21 protein-coding genes are annotated in these 23,666 nt (G+C 65.5%); 10 read left to right on the forward strand and 11 right to left on the reverse strand.

Annotation, left to right across the window (positions count from 1 at the left end):
• Nucleotides 1-2: 2 nt before the first annotated feature.
• The gene (locus JAB4_RS27150; protein WP_070220296.1) at nucleotides 3-755 is read left to right on the forward strand and encodes a M56 family metallopeptidase; all 753 of its coding nucleotides are present in this window, start codon (nucleotides 3-5) and stop codon (nucleotides 753-755) included.
• Between the two features lie 64 nt (nucleotides 756-819).
• Nucleotides 820-1,320 carry a hypothetical protein gene (locus JAB4_RS27155; protein ID WP_070220299.1) on the forward strand — a complete coding sequence of 167 codons (501 nt, stop codon included), beginning with the start codon at nucleotides 820-822 and terminating at the stop codon, nucleotides 1,318-1,320.
• A 6-nt stretch (nucleotides 1,321-1,326) separates the two neighbouring features.
• On the opposite strand, the gene JAB4_RS27160 is transcribed toward JAB4_RS27155, so the two are convergent.
• Nucleotides 1,327-2,142 (reverse strand): class I SAM-dependent methyltransferase, encoded by an 816-nt coding sequence (locus JAB4_RS27160; RefSeq protein WP_070220301.1) that lies wholly within the window; start codon nucleotides 2,140-2,142, stop codon nucleotides 1,327-1,329.
• 364 nt (nucleotides 2,143-2,506) lie between these two features.
• Between JAB4_RS27160 and JAB4_RS27165 the strand changes: the two genes are divergently transcribed.
• Together JAB4_RS27165 and JAB4_RS27170 are read left to right on the forward strand one after the other, a co-directional pair.
• Nucleotides 2,507-3,343 (forward strand): universal stress protein, encoded by an 837-nt coding sequence (locus JAB4_RS27165; protein ID WP_070220303.1) that lies wholly within the window; start codon nucleotides 2,507-2,509, stop codon nucleotides 3,341-3,343.
• A 69-nt stretch (nucleotides 3,344-3,412) separates the two neighbouring features.
• The gene (locus tag JAB4_RS27170) at nucleotides 3,413-4,282 is read left to right on the forward strand and encodes a hypothetical protein (protein WP_070220305.1); all 870 of its coding nucleotides are present in this window, start codon (nucleotides 3,413-3,415) and stop codon (nucleotides 4,280-4,282) included.
• A gap of 51 nt (nucleotides 4,283-4,333) precedes the next feature.
• On the opposite strand, the gene JAB4_RS27175 is transcribed toward JAB4_RS27170, so the two are convergent.
• From JAB4_RS27175 to JAB4_RS27190, 4 genes are all read right to left on the reverse strand, one after another.
• Nucleotides 4,334-6,652, reverse strand: a complete 2,319-nt coding sequence (locus JAB4_RS27175; RefSeq protein WP_070220307.1) for an NADP-dependent malic enzyme — start codon at nucleotides 6,650-6,652, stop codon at nucleotides 4,334-4,336.
• A gap of 198 nt (nucleotides 6,653-6,850) precedes the next feature.
• On the reverse strand, nucleotides 6,851-7,213 hold the full coding sequence (locus tag JAB4_RS27180) for a hypothetical protein (protein ID WP_217494577.1): 363 nt from the start codon (nucleotides 7,211-7,213) through the stop codon (nucleotides 6,851-6,853).
• Nucleotides 7,197-7,790, reverse strand: a complete 594-nt coding sequence (locus JAB4_RS27185; RefSeq protein ID WP_070220309.1) for an SMI1/KNR4 family protein — start codon at nucleotides 7,788-7,790, stop codon at nucleotides 7,197-7,199. Before JAB4_RS27185 ends, JAB4_RS27180 begins: the two co-directional genes overlap by 17 nt.
• 39 nt (nucleotides 7,791-7,829) lie before the next feature.
• Nucleotides 7,830-9,017, reverse strand: a complete 1,188-nt coding sequence (locus JAB4_RS27190; RefSeq protein WP_070220310.1) for an MFS transporter — start codon at nucleotides 9,015-9,017, stop codon at nucleotides 7,830-7,832.
• Nucleotides 9,018-9,139: 122 nt separating this feature from the next.
• On the opposite strand from JAB4_RS27190, the gene JAB4_RS27195 reads away from it, so the two are divergent.
• Nucleotides 9,140-9,661, forward strand: coding sequence for a MarR family transcriptional regulator (locus tag JAB4_RS27195; RefSeq protein WP_070220311.1), 522 nt, complete (start codon nucleotides 9,140-9,142; stop codon nucleotides 9,659-9,661).
• On the opposite strand, the gene JAB4_RS27200 is transcribed toward JAB4_RS27195, so the two are convergent.
• Entirely contained in the window at nucleotides 9,658-10,266 is a 609-nt protein-coding gene (locus JAB4_RS27200) for a hypothetical protein (protein ID WP_070220312.1), read from the reverse strand. The genes JAB4_RS27195 and JAB4_RS27200 overlap by 4 nt on opposite strands.
• Before the next feature lie 89 nt (nucleotides 10,267-10,355).
• Between JAB4_RS27200 and thiL the strand changes: the two genes are divergently transcribed.
• Nucleotides 10,356-11,336, forward strand: a complete 981-nt coding sequence (gene thiL / locus JAB4_RS27205; RefSeq protein WP_070220313.1) for a thiamine-phosphate kinase — start codon at nucleotides 10,356-10,358, stop codon at nucleotides 11,334-11,336.
• 1 nt (nucleotide 11,337) lies between these two features.
• On the opposite strand, the gene JAB4_RS27210 is transcribed toward thiL, so the two are convergent.
• From JAB4_RS27210 to JAB4_RS27220, 3 genes are read right to left on the reverse strand one after another with little or no spacing between them, the layout of a single operon-like run.
• Nucleotides 11,338-13,914 carry an EAL domain-containing protein gene (locus JAB4_RS27210; protein ID WP_070220314.1) on the reverse strand — a complete coding sequence of 859 codons (2,577 nt, stop codon included), beginning with the start codon at nucleotides 13,912-13,914 and terminating at the stop codon, nucleotides 11,338-11,340.
• Nucleotides 13,911-15,941 carry an ATP-binding protein gene (locus JAB4_RS27215; protein WP_070220315.1) on the reverse strand — a complete coding sequence of 677 codons (2,031 nt, stop codon included), beginning with the start codon at nucleotides 15,939-15,941 and terminating at the stop codon, nucleotides 13,911-13,913. Before JAB4_RS27215 ends, JAB4_RS27210 begins: the two co-directional genes overlap by 4 nt.
• The gene (locus tag JAB4_RS27220) at nucleotides 15,942-16,559 is read right to left on the reverse strand and encodes a YfiR family protein (RefSeq protein WP_162995783.1); all 618 of its coding nucleotides are present in this window, start codon (nucleotides 16,557-16,559) and stop codon (nucleotides 15,942-15,944) included. It lies immediately after the preceding gene.
• 223 nt (nucleotides 16,560-16,782) lie between these two features.
• Here JAB4_RS27220 and JAB4_RS27225 point away from each other — a divergent pair, with 223 nt between their 5' ends.
• Entirely contained in the window at nucleotides 16,783-17,265 is a 483-nt protein-coding gene (locus tag JAB4_RS27225; RefSeq protein WP_070220318.1) for a CinA family protein, read from the forward strand.
• Here JAB4_RS27225 and JAB4_RS27230 read toward each other — a convergent pair.
• Nucleotides 17,255-19,027 (reverse strand): GGDEF domain-containing protein, encoded by a 1,773-nt coding sequence (locus JAB4_RS27230; RefSeq protein WP_070220735.1) that lies wholly within the window; start codon nucleotides 19,025-19,027, stop codon nucleotides 17,255-17,257. The two genes, JAB4_RS27225 and JAB4_RS27230, sit on opposite strands and share 11 nt — an antisense overlap.
• 212 nt (nucleotides 19,028-19,239) lie before the next feature.
• On the opposite strand from JAB4_RS27230, the gene JAB4_RS27235 reads away from it, so the two are divergent.
• The 3 genes from JAB4_RS27235 to JAB4_RS27245 all read left to right on the forward strand — a co-directional run bounded on the left by JAB4_RS27235 (nucleotide 19,240) and on the right by JAB4_RS27245 (nucleotide 23,214).
• Nucleotides 19,240-19,968, forward strand: a complete 729-nt coding sequence (locus JAB4_RS27235) for a hypothetical protein (RefSeq protein WP_070220320.1) — start codon at nucleotides 19,240-19,242, stop codon at nucleotides 19,966-19,968.
• Nucleotides 19,969-20,322 (forward strand): hypothetical protein, encoded by a 354-nt coding sequence (locus JAB4_RS27240; protein ID WP_070220322.1) that lies wholly within the window; start codon nucleotides 19,969-19,971, stop codon nucleotides 20,320-20,322. It begins immediately after the preceding gene.
• A 78-nt stretch (nucleotides 20,323-20,400) separates the two neighbouring features.
• Nucleotides 20,401-23,214, forward strand: a complete 2,814-nt coding sequence (locus JAB4_RS27245) for a pitrilysin family protein (protein ID WP_070220324.1) — start codon at nucleotides 20,401-20,403, stop codon at nucleotides 23,212-23,214.
• A 2-nt stretch (nucleotides 23,215-23,216) separates the two neighbouring features.
• Here the strand turns inward: JAB4_RS27245 and JAB4_RS27250 are convergent, their stop codons facing one another.
• Nucleotides 23,217-23,618, reverse strand: coding sequence for a DUF2809 domain-containing protein (locus tag JAB4_RS27250; RefSeq protein ID WP_070220326.1), 402 nt, complete (start codon nucleotides 23,616-23,618; stop codon nucleotides 23,217-23,219).
• Nucleotides 23,619-23,666: the final 48 nt, after the last annotated feature.

Below are 23,666 nucleotides of genomic sequence, written 5' to 3' on the forward strand. Positions count from 1 at the left end.
CGATGCCGGTCTGGCTGCTGTGCTGCATGGCGCTGGCGCTGGCGCTGCTGTTGAGCGCTACCGCCTGGCGCGCCGAGCGCGCGCGGCAACGGCGCGGGCGCACGACACGCTGGCTGTGGCTGGCGGCCATCGCCGCGTCCGTCATCTTGCCCCTGGCGTGGCTGCCCGGCGTGCTGAAGGCCATGCCGGCGGAGCAGGCGCAGCTGAAACTGGGCTGGTTTGTCTTATCGAGCGGCATGCTCTTGCTGCTGGCGCTGCGCAGCATCTGGCTGCTGTCGCACCAGCGCCGCTGGCAGAAAACATCGCTGCTGGGCACGCCAGTGTACTTGAGCGGCGGCATCGGCCCCTGCGTGGCGGGGCTGCTGCGACCGCGCATCGTGATGCCCGTCTGGCTGCAACTGATTCCTCCCCAACAACAAGCGCTGCTGCTGGCGCATGCACAATGCCGGCTAGCCACGCGCGATCCGCAGTTGCTGGCCCTGGCCTACGGCTTGATCGTGATCATGCCGTGGAATGTGCCCCTGTGGTGGCAGCTGCACCGGCTGCGCTTTGCCATCGAGGTCGATTGCGATGCGCGCATGCTGGCGCACGGCCACGCGCTGCGCGACTATGCCTTCGTCCTGCGCCGGCACGGCCAGTATTATTCGGGCTTGACGGGCGCCTCGCCCATCGTGCTGAACGATCCGCTGGCGCTGCGCCGGCGGCGTCATCTGATGGCCAGATTTACCCGGGACCGGGCGGCGAACTTGCTATAGTAGCGGCAACGCCGCGCGGCATGCCCGCGATCCCGGCTTCCCCCTTCGAAATCAGAGAGATACCATGCTTTACCTGCTTGCCATCGTGATCGTCATCGCCCTGCTGTACTACGTCTTCAGCGGCCGCACGCCCGTCAAACCGCTGCACAAGCCGCTCGTCTCCGTGCGCCAGTACGTGCCGGCGATCCCTGCGGGCGCACCGGCGCACCACTGGAGCGATGAAGGGCGCTTTGCGTCGGAAGTGGAAAACGAAGCGATGTACCAACCCGCCATCGCCAGGCTGGCCGGCGAACACGGCCCCGGCAACGCGGAAGAAAAATGCCTGGCCCTGCTCGTCTGCGACGATGCCAACCCGTTCCAGGACAAGGCCATCGCCGTCTTCATCGACGGCCTGCTGGTGGGCTACCTGTCGCACAACGACGCCCTGCGCCTGCGCCGCAACCTGGGCCGCATGGATCTGGTAGGCCAGCTGACCTCGTGCGACGCCGTCATCCGCGGCGGCGGCCTGTGGAACGGTAAGCGCCTGTCGTACGCCGTCTGGCTGGACTTGCAGCCGTACAACTAATGATCGCTATACCGCGCGCGCCAGCCTGACGGCCCGCGTGGCAATAAAGCTGGGCAGGAATTTTTCAATTTCAAAGCGCGGGTGGGGATGCATTTCCTCGTGGTAACCGGCCAGCACGAAGCCCGCCGCCAGCTGGCCGCCGATCTGGCTGTCCAGGCTGTGGCCGAAGACCAGCGCCTCGCCCTTTTCCATGCGCGCCGCCAGCGCATCGGCATCCATATCCTCCACATCCGAATACGGCAGCACGAAACGTGGCCGTATCAAGCCCTGCTGTGCCCATTGCGGATCGCGGTCGCCGATGAAGACGGCTGGGTTGAAGAAACTGCTCAGCAGCACGCCGCCATCGGCCAGCACGCGCGCGCATTCGCGCCACACGGGAGCGATATCGGGCACGTACTGGTTCGACACGGGGTGGATGATGACATCGAAGCTGGCGTCGGAAAAGCAGGCCAGATCGCGCATATCGCCCTGGACGGTGGCCAGTTGCAAGCCGTCGCGTTCGGCCACCATGCGGTCTTGCGCCAGTTGCTGTTCAGACAGATCGAAGACGGTGACGTGCGCGCCGGCGGCAGCCAGCACGGGCGCCTGCTGCCCGCCGGCACCGGCCAGGCACAGGATGCGCTTGCCGCGCACCTCGCCCAGCCAGCCGGCTGGCAAGGGACCGGGCGTCAGATGGATTTGCCACTGCCCGGCACGGGCCGCGGCGATGGTGGCGCTATCGACGGGTTGCGACCACGGGCTGTTCCGTGCAGCCTGGGCATCCCAGGCTTGCTGATTGTGCTGCAAGAAGTTGTTACCGTTATTACCTAAAGGCATCGTCATCCTTTCAGAAAAACAGGACGCGAATGTAGCATGACTCCAGGCAAGGCGCCGAGAATTGAACTCCCGCCACGGCCAGCGTTGTTGCGTCACACAAGGAAGTGCCGGACAGATGGCGCCGGCGCCGATGCAGACCACTGGAAGGGCAAGGAGTTCAAGGCCATTATGGCTGGTGGCGGACCCCGCATTTTGATGCACATCAAACAGCTCGCAATCTCCTGGCTATCGCCTTGCGAAAGGCCCTCGCCCGTGTTTTTTTGACCCACGTCAAGCCCCGCATAAGAAAACCGCCCGCCGGCACGGCAATGCTGGACTTGCCCGTGTTGCCGTTCTAGCCTTGTTGCCACCCTGACTAGCGAATGACACCATGGCTTACAAATCCATCCTCGTCCACGCCGACCTGTCGCGCCATGCGCCGCAGCGCGTCGCCATCGCGGCGCGGCTGGCGCACACGCACCAGGCGCACCTGATCGGCGCCGCCATGACGGGCGTGTCGCGCTTTACCCTGGAAAACAACCGCGGCATGCGCGGCGGCGCCGTGGCGGCGCAAATTACCGCCCTGCACGGACAGGCGGAGCAGGCGCTGGACCAGTTTGAAACGCTGGCGCGCCAGGCGGGCGCCGTTTCGCTCGAGCGGCGCCTGATCGAAGACGACGAGGATGGCGGCCTGGCCGTCAGCGCCCGCTACAGCGACTTGACGGTGCTCAGCCAGCACGACGCCAGCGAAGCGCTGCCCGGCGCCATGAGCGACCTGGTGCCCTACGTCATGCTGAACGCGGCCCGTCCCGTGCTGATCGTGCCGCGCAGCGGTCAATTCGCGCAAGTGGACAACACCGTGGTGGTGGCCTGGGATGGCAGCATGGAAGCGACGCGCGCCATCGGCCACGCCCTGCCCCTGCTGCGCGCGGCGCGCCTGGTGGTGCTGGCCCTGCTGCACCCGCCGGCCGGCCACGCACAGCCGGCCCGCCATCCGGGCGCCGACATCGCCGCCTACCTGAGCCGCCATGGCGTACCCGTGGAGGTGCGCCCCGCCGTCACCACGGGCGACGTCGGCGCGGCGCTGCTGGCCATGACGGCCGAAGTGCATGCGGACCTGCTGGGCATGGGCGGCTACGGCCACGCCCGCTTCCGCGAAATCCTGCTGGGCGGCGTGACGGAAACGGTGCTGCGCCAGATGACCTTGCCCGTGCTGATGGCGCACTGAGGTCCCGCGCGCCACGTTCTGTTGCACAATGGCTATACTTGCCTGATTTTCCATATCAAGGCAATGTAGATGAAGCAACAAATGATCAATTGGGGCAGCAGCCTGGCGCCGTTCGGCAGTGAACTGCTGTGGACCGCCCTGCCATCGATGCTGCTGTATGGCATGCTCGGCTTTGTGCTGGCGCTCGGCATCTGCTACCAGCTGGCCAGAAAATGCCTGCTCGTGCGCCGTCCGCGCGCCTGGCATGTGGCCGCCAAGCTCAGCTATGTGTTGATCCTGCTCGCGCTGCCGCTCCTCGGCGGCGGGTTTGGCGCCGTGCACAGCGCACACCGCATGGTCAACCAGGCCCTCGAGCGCGACCTGCAGCCGGTGGTCGAAGCGCAGATGCCGGCGCTGCGCGTCTACCTGGAGCAGCAGGTCAAGCTGATCGCCCCGGGCCAGCCCATCAGCGTGCGCAGCCTGCTCGAACCCTACGTGCAAGGCATGTATTACCAGCCCACGTCCAGCAGCTACTGGGAACGCAGCAAGGCGCACTGGATCAATGAATTCATCCTGCGCCGCGGCAGCGTGCTGCTGACGCAAGTGCTGCAGGAACAGCTGATCGCCAGGGTCGGCCTGCTCGGCGAAGCGCTCAAGGGCGCCAACTTCCGTGGCCAGGCGACGGGCGAGCTGGCCGCGCTGGGCACCGACCTGGCCGTGCGCCTGACCACCGACGTGGCGCGCCAGGCCGACTTCAGCAAACTCGACAAGTCAGTGCCGATGATTTTCGTCGACGCCATCAAGCGCCAGGCCGGCGCGTATTTCAACTCGCTCAAGATCACGCTGGCCCTGTTCGCGCTGGTCGCGCTGCTGCTGGTATGGGGCGAGATCATGCTGTACCGCCACTATTACCTGCGCCGCCATCCGGCCGCCACGGCCCTGCCCGTGCCACCGACGTAAAAAAGCCGCCCCTCCTTGCGGATGGGGCGGCTTTTCATGTGCAGCTAACGCTTAGACCTTACGCTGGGCCACTGCGTCGACCACGCACAAGGCCGTCATGTTGACGATGCGGCGCACGGTGGCCGATGGCGTCAGAATGTGCACGGGCTTGGCGCAGCCGAGCAGGATCGGACCCACGGCGATGCCGTTGCCGGCCGCCGTCTTCACCAGGTTGTAGGCGATGTTGGCCGATTCGATGTTCGGCATGACGAGCAGGTTGGCGTCGTTCTTCAGTGCCGAATTCGGCATGATCTTTTGACGCAGCTTGCTGTCGAGGGCCGTATCGCCGTGCATTTCGCCGTCGATTTCCAGGTCCGGCGCACGTTCCTTGACGATGGCCAGGGCGGCGCGCATCTTTTGCGCCGAGGCGCTGTCGCTGGAACCGAAGTTCGAGTGCGACAGCAGGGCCGCGCGCGGCGACAGGCCGAAACGGGTCATCTCTTCGGCGGCCATGATGGTGATCTCGGCCAGCTGCTCGGCGTCCGGGTTTTCATTGACGTGCGTGTCGACCATCACCAGCTGGCGCTCCGGCATGATCAAGACGTTCATGGCGGCATACACGTTGCTGCCGGCGCGCTTGCCCAGCACCTGGTCGATGTATTTCAGGTGCAGCTGGGTGGTGCCGAAGGTGCCGCAGATCATGCCGTCCGCGTCGCCCTTGTGGATCATCATCGAGCCGATCAGGGTGTGGCGGCGGCGCATTTCCAGCTTCGCGTATTCCTCGGTAACGCCCTTGCGGCTGGTCATGGCGTAGTACGTGTTCCAGTAATCGCGATAGCGCTCGTCGAAGTCCGGGTTGATGACGTCGAAATCGACGCCTTGCTTGAGACGCAGGCCGAACTTCTGGATGCGCGCTTCGAGCACGGGCGGACGGCCCACCAGGATGGGACGCGCCAGTTTTTCATCGACCACCACTTGCACGGCGCGCAGCACGCGCTCTTCTTCGCCTTCGGCGTAGACGATGCGTTTCAGTTCGGCCGGCGTGGATTTGGCCATCAGGAACAGCGGCTTCATGAAGGTGCCGCTGCGGTAGACGAATTGCTGCAGGCTGTCCGCGTACGCCTGCAAGTCCTTGATCGGACGCGTGGCGACGCCGGAATCCTCGGCCGCCTTGGCCACGGCCGGCGCGATCTTGATCAGCAAACGCGGATCGAAGGGCATCGGGATCAGGTATTCAGGACCGAACGACAGGTTGCTGATGCCGTAGGTGGTGGCGACGATGTCGGACTGCTCGGCATGCGCCAGGTCGGCGATCGCGTGCACCACGGCGATTTCCATCTCGCGCGTGATGGTGGTGGCGCCGCAATCGAGGGCGCCGCGGAAGATGTACGGGAAGCACAGCACGTTGTTGACCTGGTTCGGATAGTCCGAACGGCCCGTGGCGATGATGGCGTCGCTGCGCACGGCCTTGACTTCTTCCGGCAGGATTTCCGGATTCGGGTTGGCCAGCGCCAGGATCAGCGGGTTCGGCGCCATCTTGCGCACCATGTCCTGTTTCAGCACGCCCGCGGCGGAAACGCCGAGGAAGATGTCGGCGTCCGGGATGACTTCGCCCAGGGTGCGCAGCGGCGTGTCTTGCGCGAAGCGTTCCTTGTCCGGATCCATCAGTTCCGCGCGGCCCTTGTAGACCACGCCGGCCAGATCGGTGACGTAGATGTTTTTCAACGGGAAGCCCAGGTCGACGATCAGGTCCAGGCAGGCCAGCGCCGCGGCGCCCGCGCCCGAGACCACCAGCTTGCAGTCCTCGATCTTCTTGCCGACGGCTTTCAGGCCGTTCAGGATGGCCGCGCCGACGATGATGGCGGTGCCGTGCTGGTCATCATGGAAGACGGGAATCTTCATGCGGTCGCGCAGCTGGCGCTCGATGTAGAAGCACTCGGGCGCCTTGATGTCTTCCAGGTTCACGCCGCCGAAGGTCGGTTCCAGCGACGCGATGATGTCGACCAGTTTATCGGGATCCGATTCGTTGATTTCGATGTCGAAGACGTCGATGCCGGCGAATTTCTTGAACAGCACGCCCTTGCCTTCCATCACCGGCTTGGCGGCCAGCGGGCCGATATTGCCCAGTCCCAGCACGGCCGTGCCGTTGGTGATGACGGCCACCAGGTTGCCGCGCGCCGTGTATTTATAGGCATTCGCCGGATCGATGACGATTTCTTCGCACGGTGCCGCCACGCCTGGCGAGTAGGCCAGTGCCAGGTCGCGCTGGTTGGTCAGTTGTTTGGTCGGCGTCACGCTGATTTTGCCGGGGCGCGGGCACTCGTGATACTCGAGTGCGGCCAAGCGCAATTGTTGACGCAATTCTTCTTTTTTATCAGATGACGAATCCATGCTGTGCTGCCTTCCTGTTTGGTCGATCGGGTGTTCCGGATTTTATCAGACCGATTCTTTCAATTAGCTAGGTATTTTCCGCTAGCCACAGTCTGATATCACGAAAACGCATAACCTAGCATTGTAAGGCCGTCCGGCGGCACAAACGTCCTGAACAGGAAAAACTATCAAATTTTAGATTTCAATTAGTTTTTATGATCAGTCACCGGGAGCACGCCACAGCGGCAGCGCGGCGACGGCGCGCTCGAGATCGTCCATGTCGTCGTGGCCCAGGCTGGTGTCGAAGGGGGCGGACAGGATGCGCCGCATCAGCGCCAGGCGCGTCGTCGCTTGCTCCTCGTCGATGAAGCGCGTCGTCTCCGCGCAATACCGGGCGCGGCGCAGGGCATCGGCGCCGTCATCGTCGCCGTCGGGATAATAATGGCGGCCGATGTGCTGCAGCGACTGCAGCAGGAATTCGATCTCGCGCAGGATGCGCAGCGCATCCTCGCCGGACAGCACGATGCGGCGGTTGGCAGGCAGCAGGGACGGCGGCGCGGCGCGCTTATTCGAAATTGTCATCGATCAGGAAGCCGTAGCCGTCATCGATCAGCATCTGCAGATACGCGTCGAAGCTGTCGGCGATGACCAGGTAGCTATCAGGATCGTGCAGGAAGCGCACGACCTGCCCCACCTTGCCCGACGCCGTGGGCGTGAAATCGACATACAGGCGCGACGAGCCGCCATTGTTCATGCAATGCGAAAAACACAGGCGCTGGCCCTGTTGGATGCCCGCGTCGATGCGGGTATCGACGATGCCGGGGTCGTCGTCCAGGTAATGGCCGTAGATATCGGCGATGCTGCGCTGGTTCGCTTGCCGGTCTTCCAGGATCTGTTCGACGGAACTCAGGTAATACGGGTACTCGAACACGTCCGAGCCCAGCATGTACACCAGTACCATGCCGCCCGCATACTCCTGATAATACGTGCCGTTGTACTGGCCCAGCAGGCGCAGCAGGCTGTCCGGGCACAGCGGATACGCCTGGCGCAAGCTGGCCAGTTGCGCCGCGCTGGCGCCGCTGGCCAGCGCCAGCTCCGCCAGCGGTTCCGGCGGCATGGCCTGGCGCAAGCCGGCTAAATAGTGGTCGACGATGTTCATAGCCGAAATATATCAGCTGGCCGATACGCCATGCGCACGCTAGCGCGCACCGGCCAGCCGCGCCCCCGGCGCGAAGCGCACGGCGATCAGCAGCAACAGCACCACGCCGCCCGCCATCACCATCCACGCCTGGGCCAGGCTGGACGAATGCTGGCGGATCAGGCCGGCGATGAAGGGCATGCTGCTGGCGATGATGTAGCCGCCGCCCTGGACGAAGCCGAGCAAGGCGCCGGCGCCGGCAGGGTCACGCACGTGGTCCATGCTGACGATCAGCGACAGGGGGAACAGCGCGCCGATGCCGCAGCCGAGCAGGATCACGGCGGGAATGGCCAGCTGCGCGGGCGCCACGATCAGACAAGCCAGGCCGGCCAGCACGGCCAGCAAGACCGACAATAACAGGATGCGGCGGTCGGGGAAGCGGTGGATGATGCTGGAAATCACCAGTCCCGCCAGCACTTCCACCAGGGTCAGGCCACCGAGCAGCAAGCCGCTGTCGGCCGCGCTCCAGCCCAGTTCCGTATAAAACGGCGGCAGCCAGGCCAGCACCAGCGTGTACGCCCCCGTGCCGATGCCAAAGAACACCATCAGCAGCCAGGCGCGGCGGCTGCCCACGGGCAGGCTGGCGCCCGCGCCGCCGGTCACCTCCACGCGCGAGGCGGCGGCGCGGCGCCACAGCAGCGCGGCGGCCACGGCGGGCAGCGCCCACAGGGCCAGCAGCGCTTGCCAGCCCCAGCTTTGCGCCAAGGGCGAAGCGGAGGCGGCCGCGATGGCCGCGCCGCCCATGATGCCCGTCGTATAAAAGCCCATCAACTGGCCCGCCCGTTCGGGGAAATGGCGCTTGATGAAGGCCGGCAGCAGCGCCTGCACCAGCGCGATGCCCAGGCCGCCCAGGGCCGCCGTGGCGATCAGGCCGCCGCTGCCGTGCAAGGGCCAGCGCAAGGCGCAGGCGGCAGCGATGATGGCGATGCCGAGGCTGATGCCGCGCGCCACGCCCAAGCGGCGCTGCAGCTGGGCGCCCGCCAGCGCGCACACGCCCATGGCGAACACGGGCACGGTGGTCAGCAAGCCCGCGTCGGCATTGCTGAGGCCCGTGCTGGCCTGGATGCTGTCGAGCAAGGGGCCGATGGCGGCCAGGATGGGGCGCAAATTCAGGCCCAGCAGGATGATGGCGGCCACCAGCAGGGTGGACGAGGGCAGCGGGGAAGAGACGGGGCGTTCAACAGGCATGGCAGAGTAGTCCTTGCCTCGCAGGGAGGCACATGGTTTAATGCGTGACATAATCACTTGATGAAAAGTATCTTAACATAAAGATAGAAATCTATCTTGATGTCGAGATAAATGCCTACACCATGACGGATACCCCGCAAGAACACACGCGCGCGCAATTTGCCGCCGCACAATGGCAGCGCGAGCTGCCGCAGATGGATACGCGCGCCATGCAGCTGGTGGGACAGTTGGGCACGGTGGCGCAGTTGATGGCGCGTGACTGGCTCAATCCCCTGTTCGCCGAACACGGCTTGCAGCCGGGCGAATTCGACGTGCTGGCGACATTGCGCCGCTCGGGCGCGCCCTACAGCCTGACGCCGACGGCCCTGTACGAGGCGGCCATGCTGTCTTCGGGCGGCATGACCAACCGCATCGACCGGCTGGAAGCGGCCGGCCTGATCGAACGCCAGAAGCACCCGACGGACCGGCGCGGCGTGCTGGTGGCCCTGACACCCCAGGGACTGGCCTTGATTGAAAAGCTGGTGCTGCTGCACGTGGAGAACGAGCGCGCCATGCTGTCGGCCTTGAGCGCGGACGAGCAGCGCCAGCTCGACCAGTTGCTGGCCAAGCTGCTGCAAGGCATGGCACAGGCGAAGAAGGGCTAAGCAGCGAGCAGCTGCGCCAGCTCGCGCAGCGCTGCATTGCCGCGCCGGGCCAGGCGCTGCAGGTCGGCAGGATCGCGGCTGTCGTACAGGGCCTGGACATGGCCCACGCTGGCCGCGCGCAAGTCGATATCGCTGTCGCGGTCCGCAAGCTCGGCGTCGGCCACGTGCCCTTCGACCAGGGTCAGATAGTAATGGCGGGGCTTGCCGCGCAAGTTGGCGGCAAACTGCAGCACCAGGCCGCTGTCGAACAGCAGGGCGCCGCTGCGGCCGCCCTGTTCCAGCAGCACGCGAAACGCGGGCAAGGGCTGCCGCGCGGCGCGCAGGAAACCGGCCAGGTGCACCTGATAACCGAGGTCCAGGCCATTCGCGCCCAGCTGGCCGCGCTGCAGATACGCCTTGAACGACGCCTGCACGGGCCGCTTGCCCCTGCGGAACATACGCTCGTCCTCGTACAGGCACAGCTGGCCACCGTCGCTGATGGCGTCGAAGCCATGCGCTACCAGCTCCTGCGCCTCGAAGGTGTTCAAGCCGACGGCTTGCGGGTCGCGCAGCCAGCCGTGGTCGAGCCAGGATTGCAGTAGAACGTGAATATCGGAAAGGGGCATGGCAAGTTGCTCGGCAGTGACAAAGGCCTGTATTGTAGGCCAGCCTATAATAGCCGGGCCACACCATCACTCAACGAACTGACCACGCCATGGCCCCACACGACGCGCTTTCCGAATTCGACCTGATCAAACACTATTTCGTGCGCCAGCGCCCCGGCCGCGCCACCCTGGGCATCGGCGACGATTGCGCGCTGATGACGCCAGCGGCCGGCAAGCAGATCGCCATCTCGTCGGACATGCTGGTCGAGGACCGGCACTTCTTTGCCGGCGCCGATGCGCGCATGCTCGGTCATAAAAGCCTGGCCGTGAACCTGTCCGACCTGGCCGCCATGGGCGCGCGTCCCGTGGCATTCACGTTGGCCCTGGCCCTGCCGCAAGCGGAACGCGCCTGGCTGGCCGGCTTTGCCGACGGCCTGTTCGCGCTGGCCGACGCGTTTGATTGCGAACTCATCGGCGGCGACACCACCAAGGGCTCCTTAAATATCTGCATCACCGTGTTTGGCGAACTGGCGCCGGGCCAGGCCCTGCGCCGCAGCGCGGCCGTGGCGGGCGACGACATCTGGGTCAGCGGCACCCTGGGCGACGCGCGCCTGGCGCTGGCCGGCTACCGCATGGAGCAGGAATTGTCGCCAGCCGACCTGGCCACTGCAGGCGCGCGCATGCACACACCGACGCCGCGCGTGGCGCTCGGTTGCGCGCTGGCCGAAGCGGGCCTCGCGCATGCCGCCATCGACATTTCGGACGGTCTGGTCGGCGACCTCGGTCACATCTTGAAAGCGTCGCGGGTGGGCGCCACGCTCGACGTCGACGCCCTGCCGGCCGGCCCCGTGCTGGCGCGGCAGGAAACAGGCCTGCGCCGCCGCTACACGGCCGCCGGCGGCGACGACTATGAACTGTGCTTCACGGCGCCCGCATCGTCGCGCGACGCCATCGCCGCACTGGCGATCAGCTGCGGCACGCCCGCCACGCGCGTGGGCCGCATCGAGACGCAAGCAGGCTTGCGGCTGGTGGATGCGGCCGGACAGCCGCTGGATTTACAACTAAGCTCGTTCGACCACTTCAGCGACTGAGCTAGCGTACCGCCACGCGCGCCAGCCCCGGCTGGTTCACCATCCAGTAGTGCTGGAAGGCCAGGCGGATGTTGTCGCGCAGCTGGGTGTCGTCCCACGGCTTCGTGTAAAAACGGTAGATGGCGCCCCGGTTGATCGAGTCGAGCACGGCTTCCAGGCCCGTGTAGCCGGACAGGATGATGCGGATGGTTTCCGGGTACAGCTCTTTTACTTTGCTGAGGAATTCCGTGCCGCTCATGCTCGGCATGCGCTGGTCGCAGACGATGACGTGCACCCGGTGCAGGGCCAGCATCTCGAATCCTTCGGCCGGCGTGCTGGCCGTGAGGATCTGGTAGCCCTCGGGACGGAACAGGCGGTGCAGCGACGACAGCACGTTGACGTCGTCGTCGACGATGAGCAGGGTTTGCGCCGGCTGGGCGGCCGGGTCGTGGCCAGGCGGCAGGCCGGCGCCCGCGGCGATCATCTGCCCCAGTTCCAGTGCCGGCAGGGCGCGGCTGAAATAAAAGCCCTGGATCTCGTCGCAGCGGTTGCGCCGCAGGTATTCGAGCTGCGGGCGCGATTCCACGCCCTCGGCCACCACGCTCAGTTTCAGGCTGTGCGCCATGCTGACGATGGCCAGCGCGATGGCCGCGTCGTTCGGGTTGCTGGTGATGTTGCGCACGAAGGCGATGTCGATTTTCAGCTTGTCGATGGGGAAGCGCTGCAGATACGCGAGGCTCGAGTAACCGGTGCCGAAATCGTCGATGGCCACCTTCACGCCGATTTTTTTCAGCTTGCCCAGCACGACGATGGTGCGCTCGGCGTTCGACATCAGCGCCGTTTCCGTCAGTTCCAATTCCAGCAGCTCGGGCGCCACGTTGTGCCGTGTCAGCGCGCGCGTCACTTCGCCTTCCAGGTCGCCTTCGGCAAACTGGCGGCTCGACACGTTCACGGCCACGTGCACGGGGCCCACTTCGCTGTCGCGCCACTCGGCGATCTGGCGGCAGGCGGCCTGGATCACCCAGGCGCCCACGCGCACGATCAGGCCCGTGTCTTCCAGCACGGGCACGAATTCGGCCGGCGCCACCAGGCCGTAGCCGGGGCGGCGCCAGCGCAGCAGCGCTTCCACGCCGCTGATGCGGCCCGTGCGCAAATCCACCTTCGGCTGGTAATACAGGATGAACTGCTCGTGTTCGAGCGCATGGCGCAGCGCCAGTTCCAGGTCCAGGCGCGCCAGCACCTGCACGTTCATGCCGGCCGTGAAAAAACGGTAGCCGTCGCGGCCCGCCTGCTTGGCGCCGCCCATGGCCGTATTCGCGTATTTGATCAGCGTTTCCGGGTCGGTGGCGTCGTCCGGATACATGGCGATGCCGATGCTGGCCGTCAGGGTGGCCGCGTGGCCGCGCAAGTCGAACGGCGCGCGCAGGGCTTCGCGCACCTGGTTGGCCACGGCCACGGCTTCCTGCTGGTTGCGGCTCATGGTCAGTATCAGCGCGAATTCGTCGTTGCCCAGGCGCCCCACCGTGTCGCGCAGGCGCACGCATTCGACCAGGCGGTTGCTGAACTGGCGCAACAGTTCGTCGCCCAGCGCCGCGCCCAGGGTGTCGTTGATGCTTTTGAAGCGGTCCAGCGCGATGAACAGCACCACGATGCGCCAGCTTTTTTCCTGCGCCAGTTCGACGGCCTGGGCCAGGGTCTGGTAGAACAGGCTGCGGTTCGGCAGGCCCGTCAAGCCATCGTAATGGGCCAGGTGCTTCAGGCGCTCCTGCGCCTGGCGCCGCTCGCTGATGTCGCGCGCCACGGCGATCAGCAGCAGGCCGCCCGCAGCCTGCCCGCCCATCACGGGCGCCTGCGCATACCAGTGCCAGCCCAGTTCCACGGGTATCAAGCTCAGGTCGCGCCGCACCAGTTCGCATTCCGTCACTTCCGTGGCCAGGTGGGCCTGGCCGCCCGGCAGCGCGGCCAGCGGCGGGGCCGGCGGCGACGGCAGCAGGCTGCCGGGCGCCAGCGCCAGCAGTTCGGCGCGCGCATAGCCGAGCAGGCGGCACGCGCCGTCGTTGACGTCGACCAGGGTCATGCCCAGCACGTCGACGAGGAAGATGGCGTCCGTGGTGGCGTCCATGGCGCCGCGAAAGCGCTGCAGTTCGGCCGTGCGCTGGCTCACCGTGCGTTCGAGCAAGGTGTTGTAGTGGCGCGCGGCGCGGTGCAGCAGCCGCACTTCAAGCATGTTGCGGATGCGCGTGAGCACTTCGAGCGCGTCGAAGGGCTTGCTGATAAAGTCGCGCGCGCCCGCTTCCAGCGCCGCCAGCTTGGCGTCCGGGTCGGCGGCGATCACCAGCACGGGCAGATAGCCTTCCCGCTCCAGCGGACGCAAGGCATCCATCACCTCATAGCCGCTCATGCCGGGCATCACGAGGTCGAGGATGATCAAGTCGAACTGGTGCCGCTGGTGCAGGCCGGCCACGGCGCGCGCGTCGAGGGTGCTGCTGATGGCCGTGTAGCCGCCGCTTTGCAGCAAATGCTCGAGCAGGCGCAAATTGACGTCCTGGTCGTCCACGATGAGAATTTTCGCCGCATAGATATCGGCCTGGCTGATCATGGCGCGCCTGTTCCCTTCTGCCGGCGCTGCTGCGCCACATAGGCCAGGGTGCTGTTGATCGCCTCGGTAAATTCATCGAGGTTGATCGGCTTGGTCAGGTAGCGGTAAAAGCCCAGCGCCATGCTGCGCTCGACGTCGCCCGGCATAGCGTTGGCCGTCAGGGCGATGACGGGAATGTGCGCCGTGCGGGGATCGGCGCGCAGCAGCTTCAGCGCTTCCGTGCCGTTCACGTGCGGCAGATTGATGTCCATCAGGATCAGCTGCGGCAGGTGCGTGCGCGCCATTTCCACGCCCAGGCGGCCATCCGTGGCCGTCAGCAGCTGCAATTGCGGGCAGTAGCGGACGATTTCCTCGACCAGGGTCAGGTTGGCGGGATTGTCTTCCACGTACAGCAAGGTCACGGGGGCGCTGTGATCGAGCAGCGCCCCGGCCAGGTCGGGCCGCGGCAAGGCCAGCAGGTCGGGTGCGGGCAAGGCGTCGACCACGCGCAGCTCGATCCAGAAGGTGCTGCCCTCGCCGGGCGCGCTGCTCACTCCGATGCTGCCATCCATCAGCTCCACCAGGCGCTTGGTGACCACCAGGCCGATGCCGCTGCCTTCTTCCGTGCCGCCCTCCTGCCCCAGCCGGTTGAAGGGCTGGAACAGCAGCGCCACCTGTTCGCCGTCCAGGCCCACGCCCGTATCGCGCACGCTGATGCGCACCCGTCCGTCCGCCTGCGGCGCGCAATCGATGGCCACCTGTCCCTGCTCGCGGTTGTACTTGAGCGCGTTCGACAGCAGGTTCAACAGAATCTGCTTGAGGCGCGTGCGGTCGGCCAGCACGTTCAGGGGGCAAGCGTCGGGAAAGGTCATGCCGATGCCGCGCTGGCTGGCCAGCGGCGCGATCATGTCGCGGCACTCCTGCAAGATGGCGTCCAGGCCCACCGGTTCGAGCGACAGGCTGACGGTGCCCGATTCCACCTTCGCCAGGTCGAGGATTTCATTGATCAAGGTCAGCAGGTGGCGCCCCGATTTCAGGATATGCCCGGCGAACTCCTTCTTTTGCTCCAGGGTCGACGGCAGGCGGTCGGAACTGAGGATTTGCGCGAAGCCCAGGATGGCGTTGAGCGGCGTGCGCAATTCATGGCTCATCGACGACAAAAACGCCGACTTGGCATAGTTGGCGCTGCGCGCCTCTTCCATCGCCATGGCCAGTTCGCCATTCGTCATTTCCAGCTGCATCGTGCGCTCGTGCACGCGTACTTCCAGCTCCTGGTTCAGGCGCATGACTTCCTGCTGCGCCTGGGTGCGCTGCTCGCCCTCGCGCGCCAGCTCGCCGTTCGAGCGCTCCAGCGCCTGCGTGCGCAGCTCGATCTCGGCCAGCATCTTGTTGAAGGAATCGACCAGCTGCGCCACCTCGTCGACGCTGAGCTTGCGCGCGCGGCGCGAGTAGTCGCCCGTCTCGATCACTTCGCGCGCCACGTCGGCGATGTCGAGGATGGGCTGCGTGATGACGAAATCGAGGCGGCGCAGCAGCAGCAAGGCCACCAGCAGCGCCAGCACCGTCACGCCCAGCGCGATGGCCAGGTAATCGGCCGTGCGGCCTGCCAGTTCGTAATCGGCGCGCAGATACACGGTGCCCAGCAGCTCGCCATTGTCGACGATGGGCTTGAACAATTCGACGGATTTGCCCGCGATGCTGACGCCTTCCTTGCCCGCCTTCGCCGGCAGCTCGCCCAAGCGTTCATTCGCGCGGTAGCTGGCAAACAGGCTGCCGTCGGCCTTGTACAGGGCGCCGGCCGTCACGCGCGGGCGGATGCGCATCAGATTGAGGTTTTCCAGCGCCAGGCGCTCGTCGTCGAAGGCCAGCGCGGCCGAACTCATGTGCCCGAGCAGTTCGGCCTGGGTACTGATGTCGGCCACCAGGTTGCGGTGGTAGGCGCGCAAGTCATAGGCGACGATGGTGCCCAGCGAAATGACGAGCGCCACCAGGGTGGTCAGCAAGACCACCGACATCAGCTTGTGGCGGATGGAACGCAGTCGTATCATCTAGGCGCCTCCCGTCTGCACGCGGTAGGCGGCCAGCAGCATGCGTGCGCTGATGCGGATATGCGCCTGCGCCACGGGTTTCAGCGCCACGTCGAAGCGCACCTTGTCTTCGGCCATCACAAAATTGATCATGCTGCCCATCGCGTAGACCTCATCCGAATCGGACACCGTCAGCAACGCCAGGCCACGGCTGGCGGCCAGCATTTCCTGCAGCGCCATTTTATCCAGCGCGCCCAGGTACAGCACGTGCAGCCCGGCCAGCGCGTCGCCGCGGCGCACTTTTTTCACCTGCACGGCGCGGCCGTTGACGCTGTGCCCGGCCACGCTCTGTTCGAGCTGCTCGGCCAGCGCATCGGCGCCCGCCACGCCGATCACCAGCGGGGAGTCGGGCCGGGCAAAGCTGCCGTCGGGCCACTCGACATAGCCGGCAAACTTGTACAGATATCCGGCCTTCACCTGGCGTTCCAGCTCCCCCGGCACCTGCGCCCGCGCATCGGCGCACAGCACGCCCAGGAGCAGCATTAGCCAGCCCCAGCGCAGGGAGCGGCGAGCAGCGCCGCGCACAGGGCGGCGCAGGGGGCCAGGATGACGCCACCAGGTCCAGTTCAGAATTGCCATGACAACCGAGTAAAGATAATGCATATGAAGGCGCGGCACCATGCCGCCTGCCTGTTCGAGCGATGCGCACCAGGGTGGCGCAGCGACAGAGCGCCTGCCGGCCCGAAGTGGTAGCAAATGTATAAAAGAGTGTACGCATTTTCGCTGTGACCGGGGAAAGTTTCTTTTACCGTCGGCCATGCTACAGTCTTGCCACCATTTTCACCGCACACAGGAGCCATCCATGAGCAAGGAACTCGTCCCCCTCTCCACCGCCGTCGGCCTGGCCTTGCAGGCGAAAGGCCTGCTGCTGGCCACGGCCGAATCGTGCACGGGCGGCGGCGTGGCGCAGGCCGTCACCGACATCTCGGGCTCGAGCGCCTGGTTCGAACGGGGCTTCGTCACCTATTCCAACGGGGCCAAGACCGGCATGCTGGGCGTGCCCGCCGAACTGATCGCCGCACACGGCGCCGTCAGCGAGGAAGTGGCGGCCGCCATGGCGCAAGGCACCCTGGCCCACAGCGAAGCCCAGGTGGCCGTCTCGACCACGGGCATCGCCGGCCCCACGGGCGGCGTGCCGGGCAAGCCCGTCGGCACCGTTTGCTTCGGCTGGGCCATGGACGGGCGCGTGCAGACGCAGCGGCTGGTGTTCGCGGGCGACCGGCAGGCCGTGCGCGAGCAGGCGGTGGCGCACGCCTTGCGGGAACTGCTGCGTTTTATTCAGTAGCGCCGGCGATGCAGGCGCGGTCGCGGCCCGCCTGCTTGGCCGCGTACAGGGCGCTGTCGGCGCGCATCAGCAATTCATGGCGGCCGGCGCCGTGGCGCGGATATTCGGCAATGCCGGCTGAAAAGGTGCAGCCCGTCAAGCTGTGCGGCGCCTGCTGGATCAGCAGCTGGCGGTAGCGCGCGGCGATATCGTCGATCTTGTGCGCGGCGATGAGGCTGTCGGCTTCGCGCAACAGCAGGCAGAATTCCTCGCCGCCATAGCGGCACACCATGTCGCTGCCGCGCAGCTGGCCTTCCACCAGGCGCGCGAACTGGATCAGCACTTCGTCGCCAAAATTATGCCCGTAAGTGTCGTTGACGCGCTTGAAAAAATCCAGGTCGATGATGGCGATGGCCACGGGCGCATCCGCGTCGGCCTCGTGCAGGATGGCATTGAGGCAGGTTTCGAAATGGCGGCGGTTGTACAAGCCCGTCAGGTGGTCGCGCATGGCCTGCTCCTTCAGGCTGTCCTGCAAAGAATTGACGTGCAGGATCTGGTGCGCCAGTTCGCGGTTCAGGTGCTCGAGCTTGACGTTTTCCGATTCGCGCGCCGCCTGCAGCTCCAGCGCCTTGTCGCGCTCGGCCTTCAGGCTGTGCATTTCCTTTTCCAGATTGCGCATCAGGCTGCGCGAGGCGCGCGCCGACTTGCTGCTGGCCTCGTACGCGGCCTGGTATTGCTGCAGGAAACCGTACGCGGTTTGCCATTCGCCCAGCTGGGCATTGATGTCGGCCAGGCCGCGCAGGATCTGTTGCTGGTGAAACGGATTGCGCGTCCAGCTCAGCAGGCTGTGCGCCTGCGTCAGGGATGCCAGCGCCTGCGCCGTCTGTCCCGCGTGCAGGTCCAGCTTGCCGCGCACCAGCCATGCATGCATCTGCTCCTCCAGGTCCTGGCCCCGGCGCGCATAGTCTTCGGCCCGCAGCAGCAATTGCAAGGCCTTCTCGGGCTGGCGCAGCAGGATGGCGGCATGGGCGGCGATGCAGAACAGGAAGGCGCGCACGGCCAGGTCCTCTTCCGGCCACTCGTAAAACGGCTCGACCAGCGCCAGCGCCTCGGCCGGCTTGCCGGTGGCTAATAAACACATGGCCAGGTTGGCCGAAACGATGGTTTGCTGGTATTTGAGCTTTTGCGTGCCGATGATGTCGAGCGCCTCGACCAGCAGGGGGATGGCGTCTTCATCGTTGCCCAGGTCATGCTGCGACGACGCCAGGTTCGACAGGCTGTTGACCCGGTGCGCGGGGCTGCCGAAACGCTCGGCGATGTCGAGCGCCAGCAGGAAATTGCGCGGGCCGTCCTGCGTATCGCCACGGTTCAGGGCATCGACACCCAGACGCGCGTACAGCATGAACTTATGCAGCGAGTCGGGGATCTGCGCGGCCTGGCTGCGCGCCTGCAGGAAATGCTGCTCGGCATCGGCAAAGTCGCCGCGCCGGCTCGCGTACGCGCCCTGCAGGGCGGCCACTTCCATGCCGCCTTCCAGGTCGCAGGTCTGCTTGAAATAGTCGCGCAGGCGCTCGCACGACGGCTCCGTTTCGCCCGCATAATAGGACAGCCAGCAATGATTGAGTTCCGCATACGCGCCGCCGCGCGCATACTGTTGCCGTTGCGCCGCCGCCAGCGCCATCTGCGCCAGCCGGCGTGCCTGGCGGCGGTTACCGATCAGACAGGACAGGGCTTGCTGATTCAGACGGTCAATGTCGGCTTTATCGAGACTGGAGATCGGCACTGCGTCCTCGTTCACACTCTGGGGTGCATTTTTCACACAAAACTTGCTTTGTATCAATGGTATCCTGATTAACATCATAACCAGATTCGCGCGCGCGCATGGCATCTTTGCAAAGGATTGTGGTAAAAATGCCAGTCGTGGCCTGGCCGGGCGCCATCGCCGCTGTCACGGATCTTTGATTGTCACTGACGCAACAACTTGGAGTAGTCGCAATGCAAAACACGGTACATTTCATCCTGCAGGGCAAGGGCGGCATCGGCAAGACCCTCGTCTCGACCCTGCTGGCCCAGTGGATAGGCGGCAAGGACGACACGCCGCTGCGCTGCTACGACACCGATCAGGAAAACGCCACGTTCTCGCGCTACAAGGCGATGAACGTCAAGCATGTGCCCGTGATGACGGATGCGCGCAACATCGATCCGAAACGCTTCGACGCGCTGATGATCGACATCCTCGACACGGACGGCAACTGCGTGATCGACAATGGCGCGAACACGTTTTCGCCGCTGATGGGCTACCTGCTGGAAAACGACTGTTTTTCGCTGCTGGAAGAATCGGGCCGCAAGGTGTACATCCACACCATCGTCGGCGGCGGCGACACCCTGCACGACACGGCTACGGGTTTTGTCGCGACGGCCCAAGCGACGAAGGTGCCGCTGGTGCTGTGGCAAAACGAACACTTCGGCCTGCTGCAATCGGCGTCCGGCAAGCAATTCGTCGAATCGCAGTCGTATGCCGACAACCGCGCGCGCGTAAAAGGCAGCATCACTTTGAGCCAGCGCAACCCCGACACCTTCGGCGCGGACGTCAAGAAAATGAACACGGCGCGCCTGACGATGCAGGAAGTGCTGCAGAACGACAAGTTCAACATCATGGAAAAGCAGCGCATCAAGGTCGTCTACCGCGACATCTTCGAACAGCTCGACAAGGTGCAGTGGTAGATGGACCGGCACACTCTGCGCAGCCACGTGTTCGACAAGACGGGCATCAAGGTCGACGTCGACGACCCGATATTCGCCCTCGTGGCGCTGAACGAAGCCGTGCTGGCGGACACCGTCGAGCGCCAGCTGGCCCTGCTGGACGCCGCCACGCAGGCGCTGGCGGCGCAGGCGCGCGCCACGGGCGGCTTGCCGCCCGAACCGGCCGCAGCCATGCCGCAGCCCATGCAGCAAGCGCCCGGGCCTGTCCCCCTTTTTACGCCGCGCGAATGGCGTTTGCTGGGCGCGGCGGCCATCGTCTCGCTCGCCTGCGCGCTGCTGGTGCTGGGCGGCGCGGCCCTGCTGTATCAACCGTAGCACCGACCGTAGCACCATCGCGCTGGGCCAGCCACGAGCGGGCCGCAGCGTCTTCCCCACCCTAGCCTGGAAGCATGCATGAAACCGATCAAATTGCTGGCCATTCCCGCCCTGATGCTGTCGCTGTACGGCGCCCCGCTCACGCTCGCCCACGCCGCCGGCGCCGCTGCCGCGACGGCAGCCACGGCCGTGCCCAATGTCGCCTACGAAAAATACACCTTGCCGAACGGCCTCGACGTGATCCTCGTGGAAGACCATAAATTGCCCGTCACGGCCGTCAACATCTGGTACCACGTGGGACCGGCGAATGAAGCGCCGGGCCTGACGGGCTTTGCCCATCTGTTCGAGCACATGATGTTTGCCGCCACCAAGCACGTGCCGCGCGGCATGGCCGACCAGTTGCTCGAAGGCGCGGGCGCCACCGATTCGAACGGCAGCACGGATTTTGACCGCACCAATTATTTCGACACGGTGCCGTCGAACCAGCTGGAACTGGCCCTGTGGGCCCATTCCGACCGCATGGGCTATCTGCTCGACGTGCTCGACCAGACGGCGCTGACGAACCAGCAGGACGTGGTGCGCAACGAACGCCGTCAGAGCGTGGAAAACGCGCCCTACGGCATCGTGCAGGAAGCCCTGTACCACCAGCTGTTCCCGAAGAGCCACCCGTATTACGCCAGCGTCATCGGTTCGCACGCGGATATCCAGAACGCGAAACTGGCCGACATCAAGGAATTCTTCACCAAATACTATGGTCCCAACAATGCCAGCCTGGTGATCGCGGGCGACATCGACAAGGCCAAGACCAAGGAACTGGTCAACAAGTACTTCGGCAGCTTCAAGAGCGGCCCCGCCGTGGCCAAGCCCGACGTCGTGACGCCGCCCATCACGCAGGAGCGCCGCATCGTCGTGCAGGACCGGGTCGAGCTGCCGCGCGTCTTCATGGCCTGGCTGACGCCGTCCGCCTATGCCAAGGACGATGCGGAACTGTCGATGGCCGCGCAGATACTGGCCGGCGGCAAGTCCAGCCGTTTATATAAATCGCTCGTGTACGACAAGCAGATCGCGCAGGACGTGGGCGCCAACCAGAGCTCGAACGCCCTCACCTCCGTGTTCACCCTCGACGTGACGGCCCGCCCCGGCCACCAGCCCGAGGAAATCGAGCAAGCCATGCAGGCGGAGCTGGAGCAATTACGCGCCCAGGGGCCCAGCGAGAAGGAAATCGAACGGGCCCGCAACAGCATTGAAACAGCCATGCTGAGCCAGGTGGAAAAAGTGGGTGGCAATGCCAACATGATGAACCAGTACAACCAGTACCTGGGCGACCCCGGCTACCTGGGCAAGGATATCGAGCGCTACCGCCAGGTGACGGCGGCCGGCGTGCAGCGCGCCGTCGACACCTACCTGAAAAACCAGGCGCGCGTGGTCGTCTACGGCGTGCCGGGCAAGCCGGACCTGGGTCCGGAAGTGGCGACGCCGGCGCCGGGCAAGGTCAAGCCGGCGCCAGGCACGGCCATCAATGCGGACGAGCCATGGCGCAACGCGGTGCCGAAGGCCGGTCCCGCGCCGAAGATCGTGCTGCCGCAAGCGACCTCCTTCACCTTGAGCAATGGCTTGACCGTGATCCACAACTACAACCCGGCCGTGCCGCTGATTTCCAGCCAGCTGGTCATCAAGAGCGGTTCGGGCGCCAATCCGCTGGCGCAGCCGGGCTTGTCGGGCTTTACGGCGCAATTGCTGCAGGAAGGGACCAGTACGCGCAGCGCGCCGCAGATAGCCGATGACGTGGCGCAACTCGGTGCTTTTCTGGGCACGGGTTCCGGCGCGGATGCCTCGTTCGCCCAGCTGACGTCGCTGAAAACCACCTTCCCGCAAGCGCTCGACGTGCTGGCCGACGTGGTCCAGCACCCGCAATTCCCGCAAGAAGAGGTGGAACGCCAGCGCGCCAGCCGCATCGGCGAACTGGCGCAGCAGCGCGAAAACGCGGCGGCCGTGGCGGCCCGCGTGGAAGCGGCCGCCCTGTACGGCCCGCAGCATCCGTACGGCACCATCCAGCTGGGCACGGAAGCGGCCCTGAAAGCCACCAGCCGCGCCGACCTGCAGGCGTTCTGGCAGCAGCATTACGTGCCCAACAATGCGGCGCTGATCGTCTCGGGCGACATCGGCGCGGTGGAATTGAAGGCGCTGGCCAAAGCCAAGTTCGGCAGCTGGAAGGCGGGCGCGGTGGCGCCGTCCGTGGCGGCGGCGCCGGCCACGACGAAAGCCAGGCTGATCCTCGTCGACAAGCCGGGCGCGCCGCAGACGGCCGTGCGCCTGTCGACCATCGCCGTGGCCCGCGCGACACCCGACTATGCGCCGCTGCAAGTAATGAACGCGGCGCTGGGCGGCTTGTTTACGAGTCGGCTAAGCAATAACCTGCGCGAAGAGAAGGGCTACACCTATGGCGTGCGCTCGCAATTCCAGTACCGCAGCCAGCCGGGACCGTTCTCGATTGCCGCCGGCGTGCGCACGGACGTGACGGGCGCGGCCGTGTCGGAAACCTTCAAGGAAATCCGCGCCATGATCGCCAAGCCACTGACGGCCAAGGAATTGTCGAATGCGCGCAATTCGCAGGTGCTGTCGCTGCCGGGCCAGTTCGAGACGAATGCCAGCATCAGCGCCAGCATGGCCAACACCTATATCTACGGCCTGGGCCTCGACTATTACGCGTCCTTGCCGCAGCGCTTTGCGGGTGTGACGGACAAGCAGGTGCAGCAGGTGGCGAAAAAATACCTGCAGCCGGAAAAGCTGATCGTCATCGGCGTGGGCGACCAGGCGAAGATCGCGCCGCAGTTGAGCAAGCTGAAACTGGCGCCCGTGGAATTGCGCGATGCGGAGGGTAACGTCAAATAAGACTAGCGGCGCTTGAACAGCGCCAGCTTGTCGATGAACGCCGCCACGGCCACCCCGGCCGTGTAGGCGATCAAATCGCCCCAGCCGAAGGTGGAACCGAGCACCAGGTGCCCCAGCGGATGCGCGCGCAGCGCGACGAGCCAGGGCGTCTGGACCAGCTGGCCGAATTCCACGGCAAAGCAGATCAGCAGCGCAGTCAGCGCCAGCTGCCACGTGCGCATGCGCGTGGCGAAGATGCCCAGCGCAAAGACGATCATCATGGCCCACAGGGCGTCGCCCGGATACTTGCCGAGCGCGGCGGGGAGGAATTGGGGATAGGCGCGCGAGGCCAGGCCCAGCGCGATGACAGCCACGGTTGCGCCCACCTGCAGCAGGCGGCGGCGTTCAGGTTTTACCAGGAACATATTTCCATTCAAAGGCACAATACGGGCCGAACCATTGCGGCCCGTCCG

Source organism: Janthinobacterium sp. HH102 (assembly GCF_001758625.2).
In the GTDB taxonomy this organism is placed as follows: Bacteria; Pseudomonadota; Gammaproteobacteria; order Burkholderiales; family Burkholderiaceae_D; genus Janthinobacterium.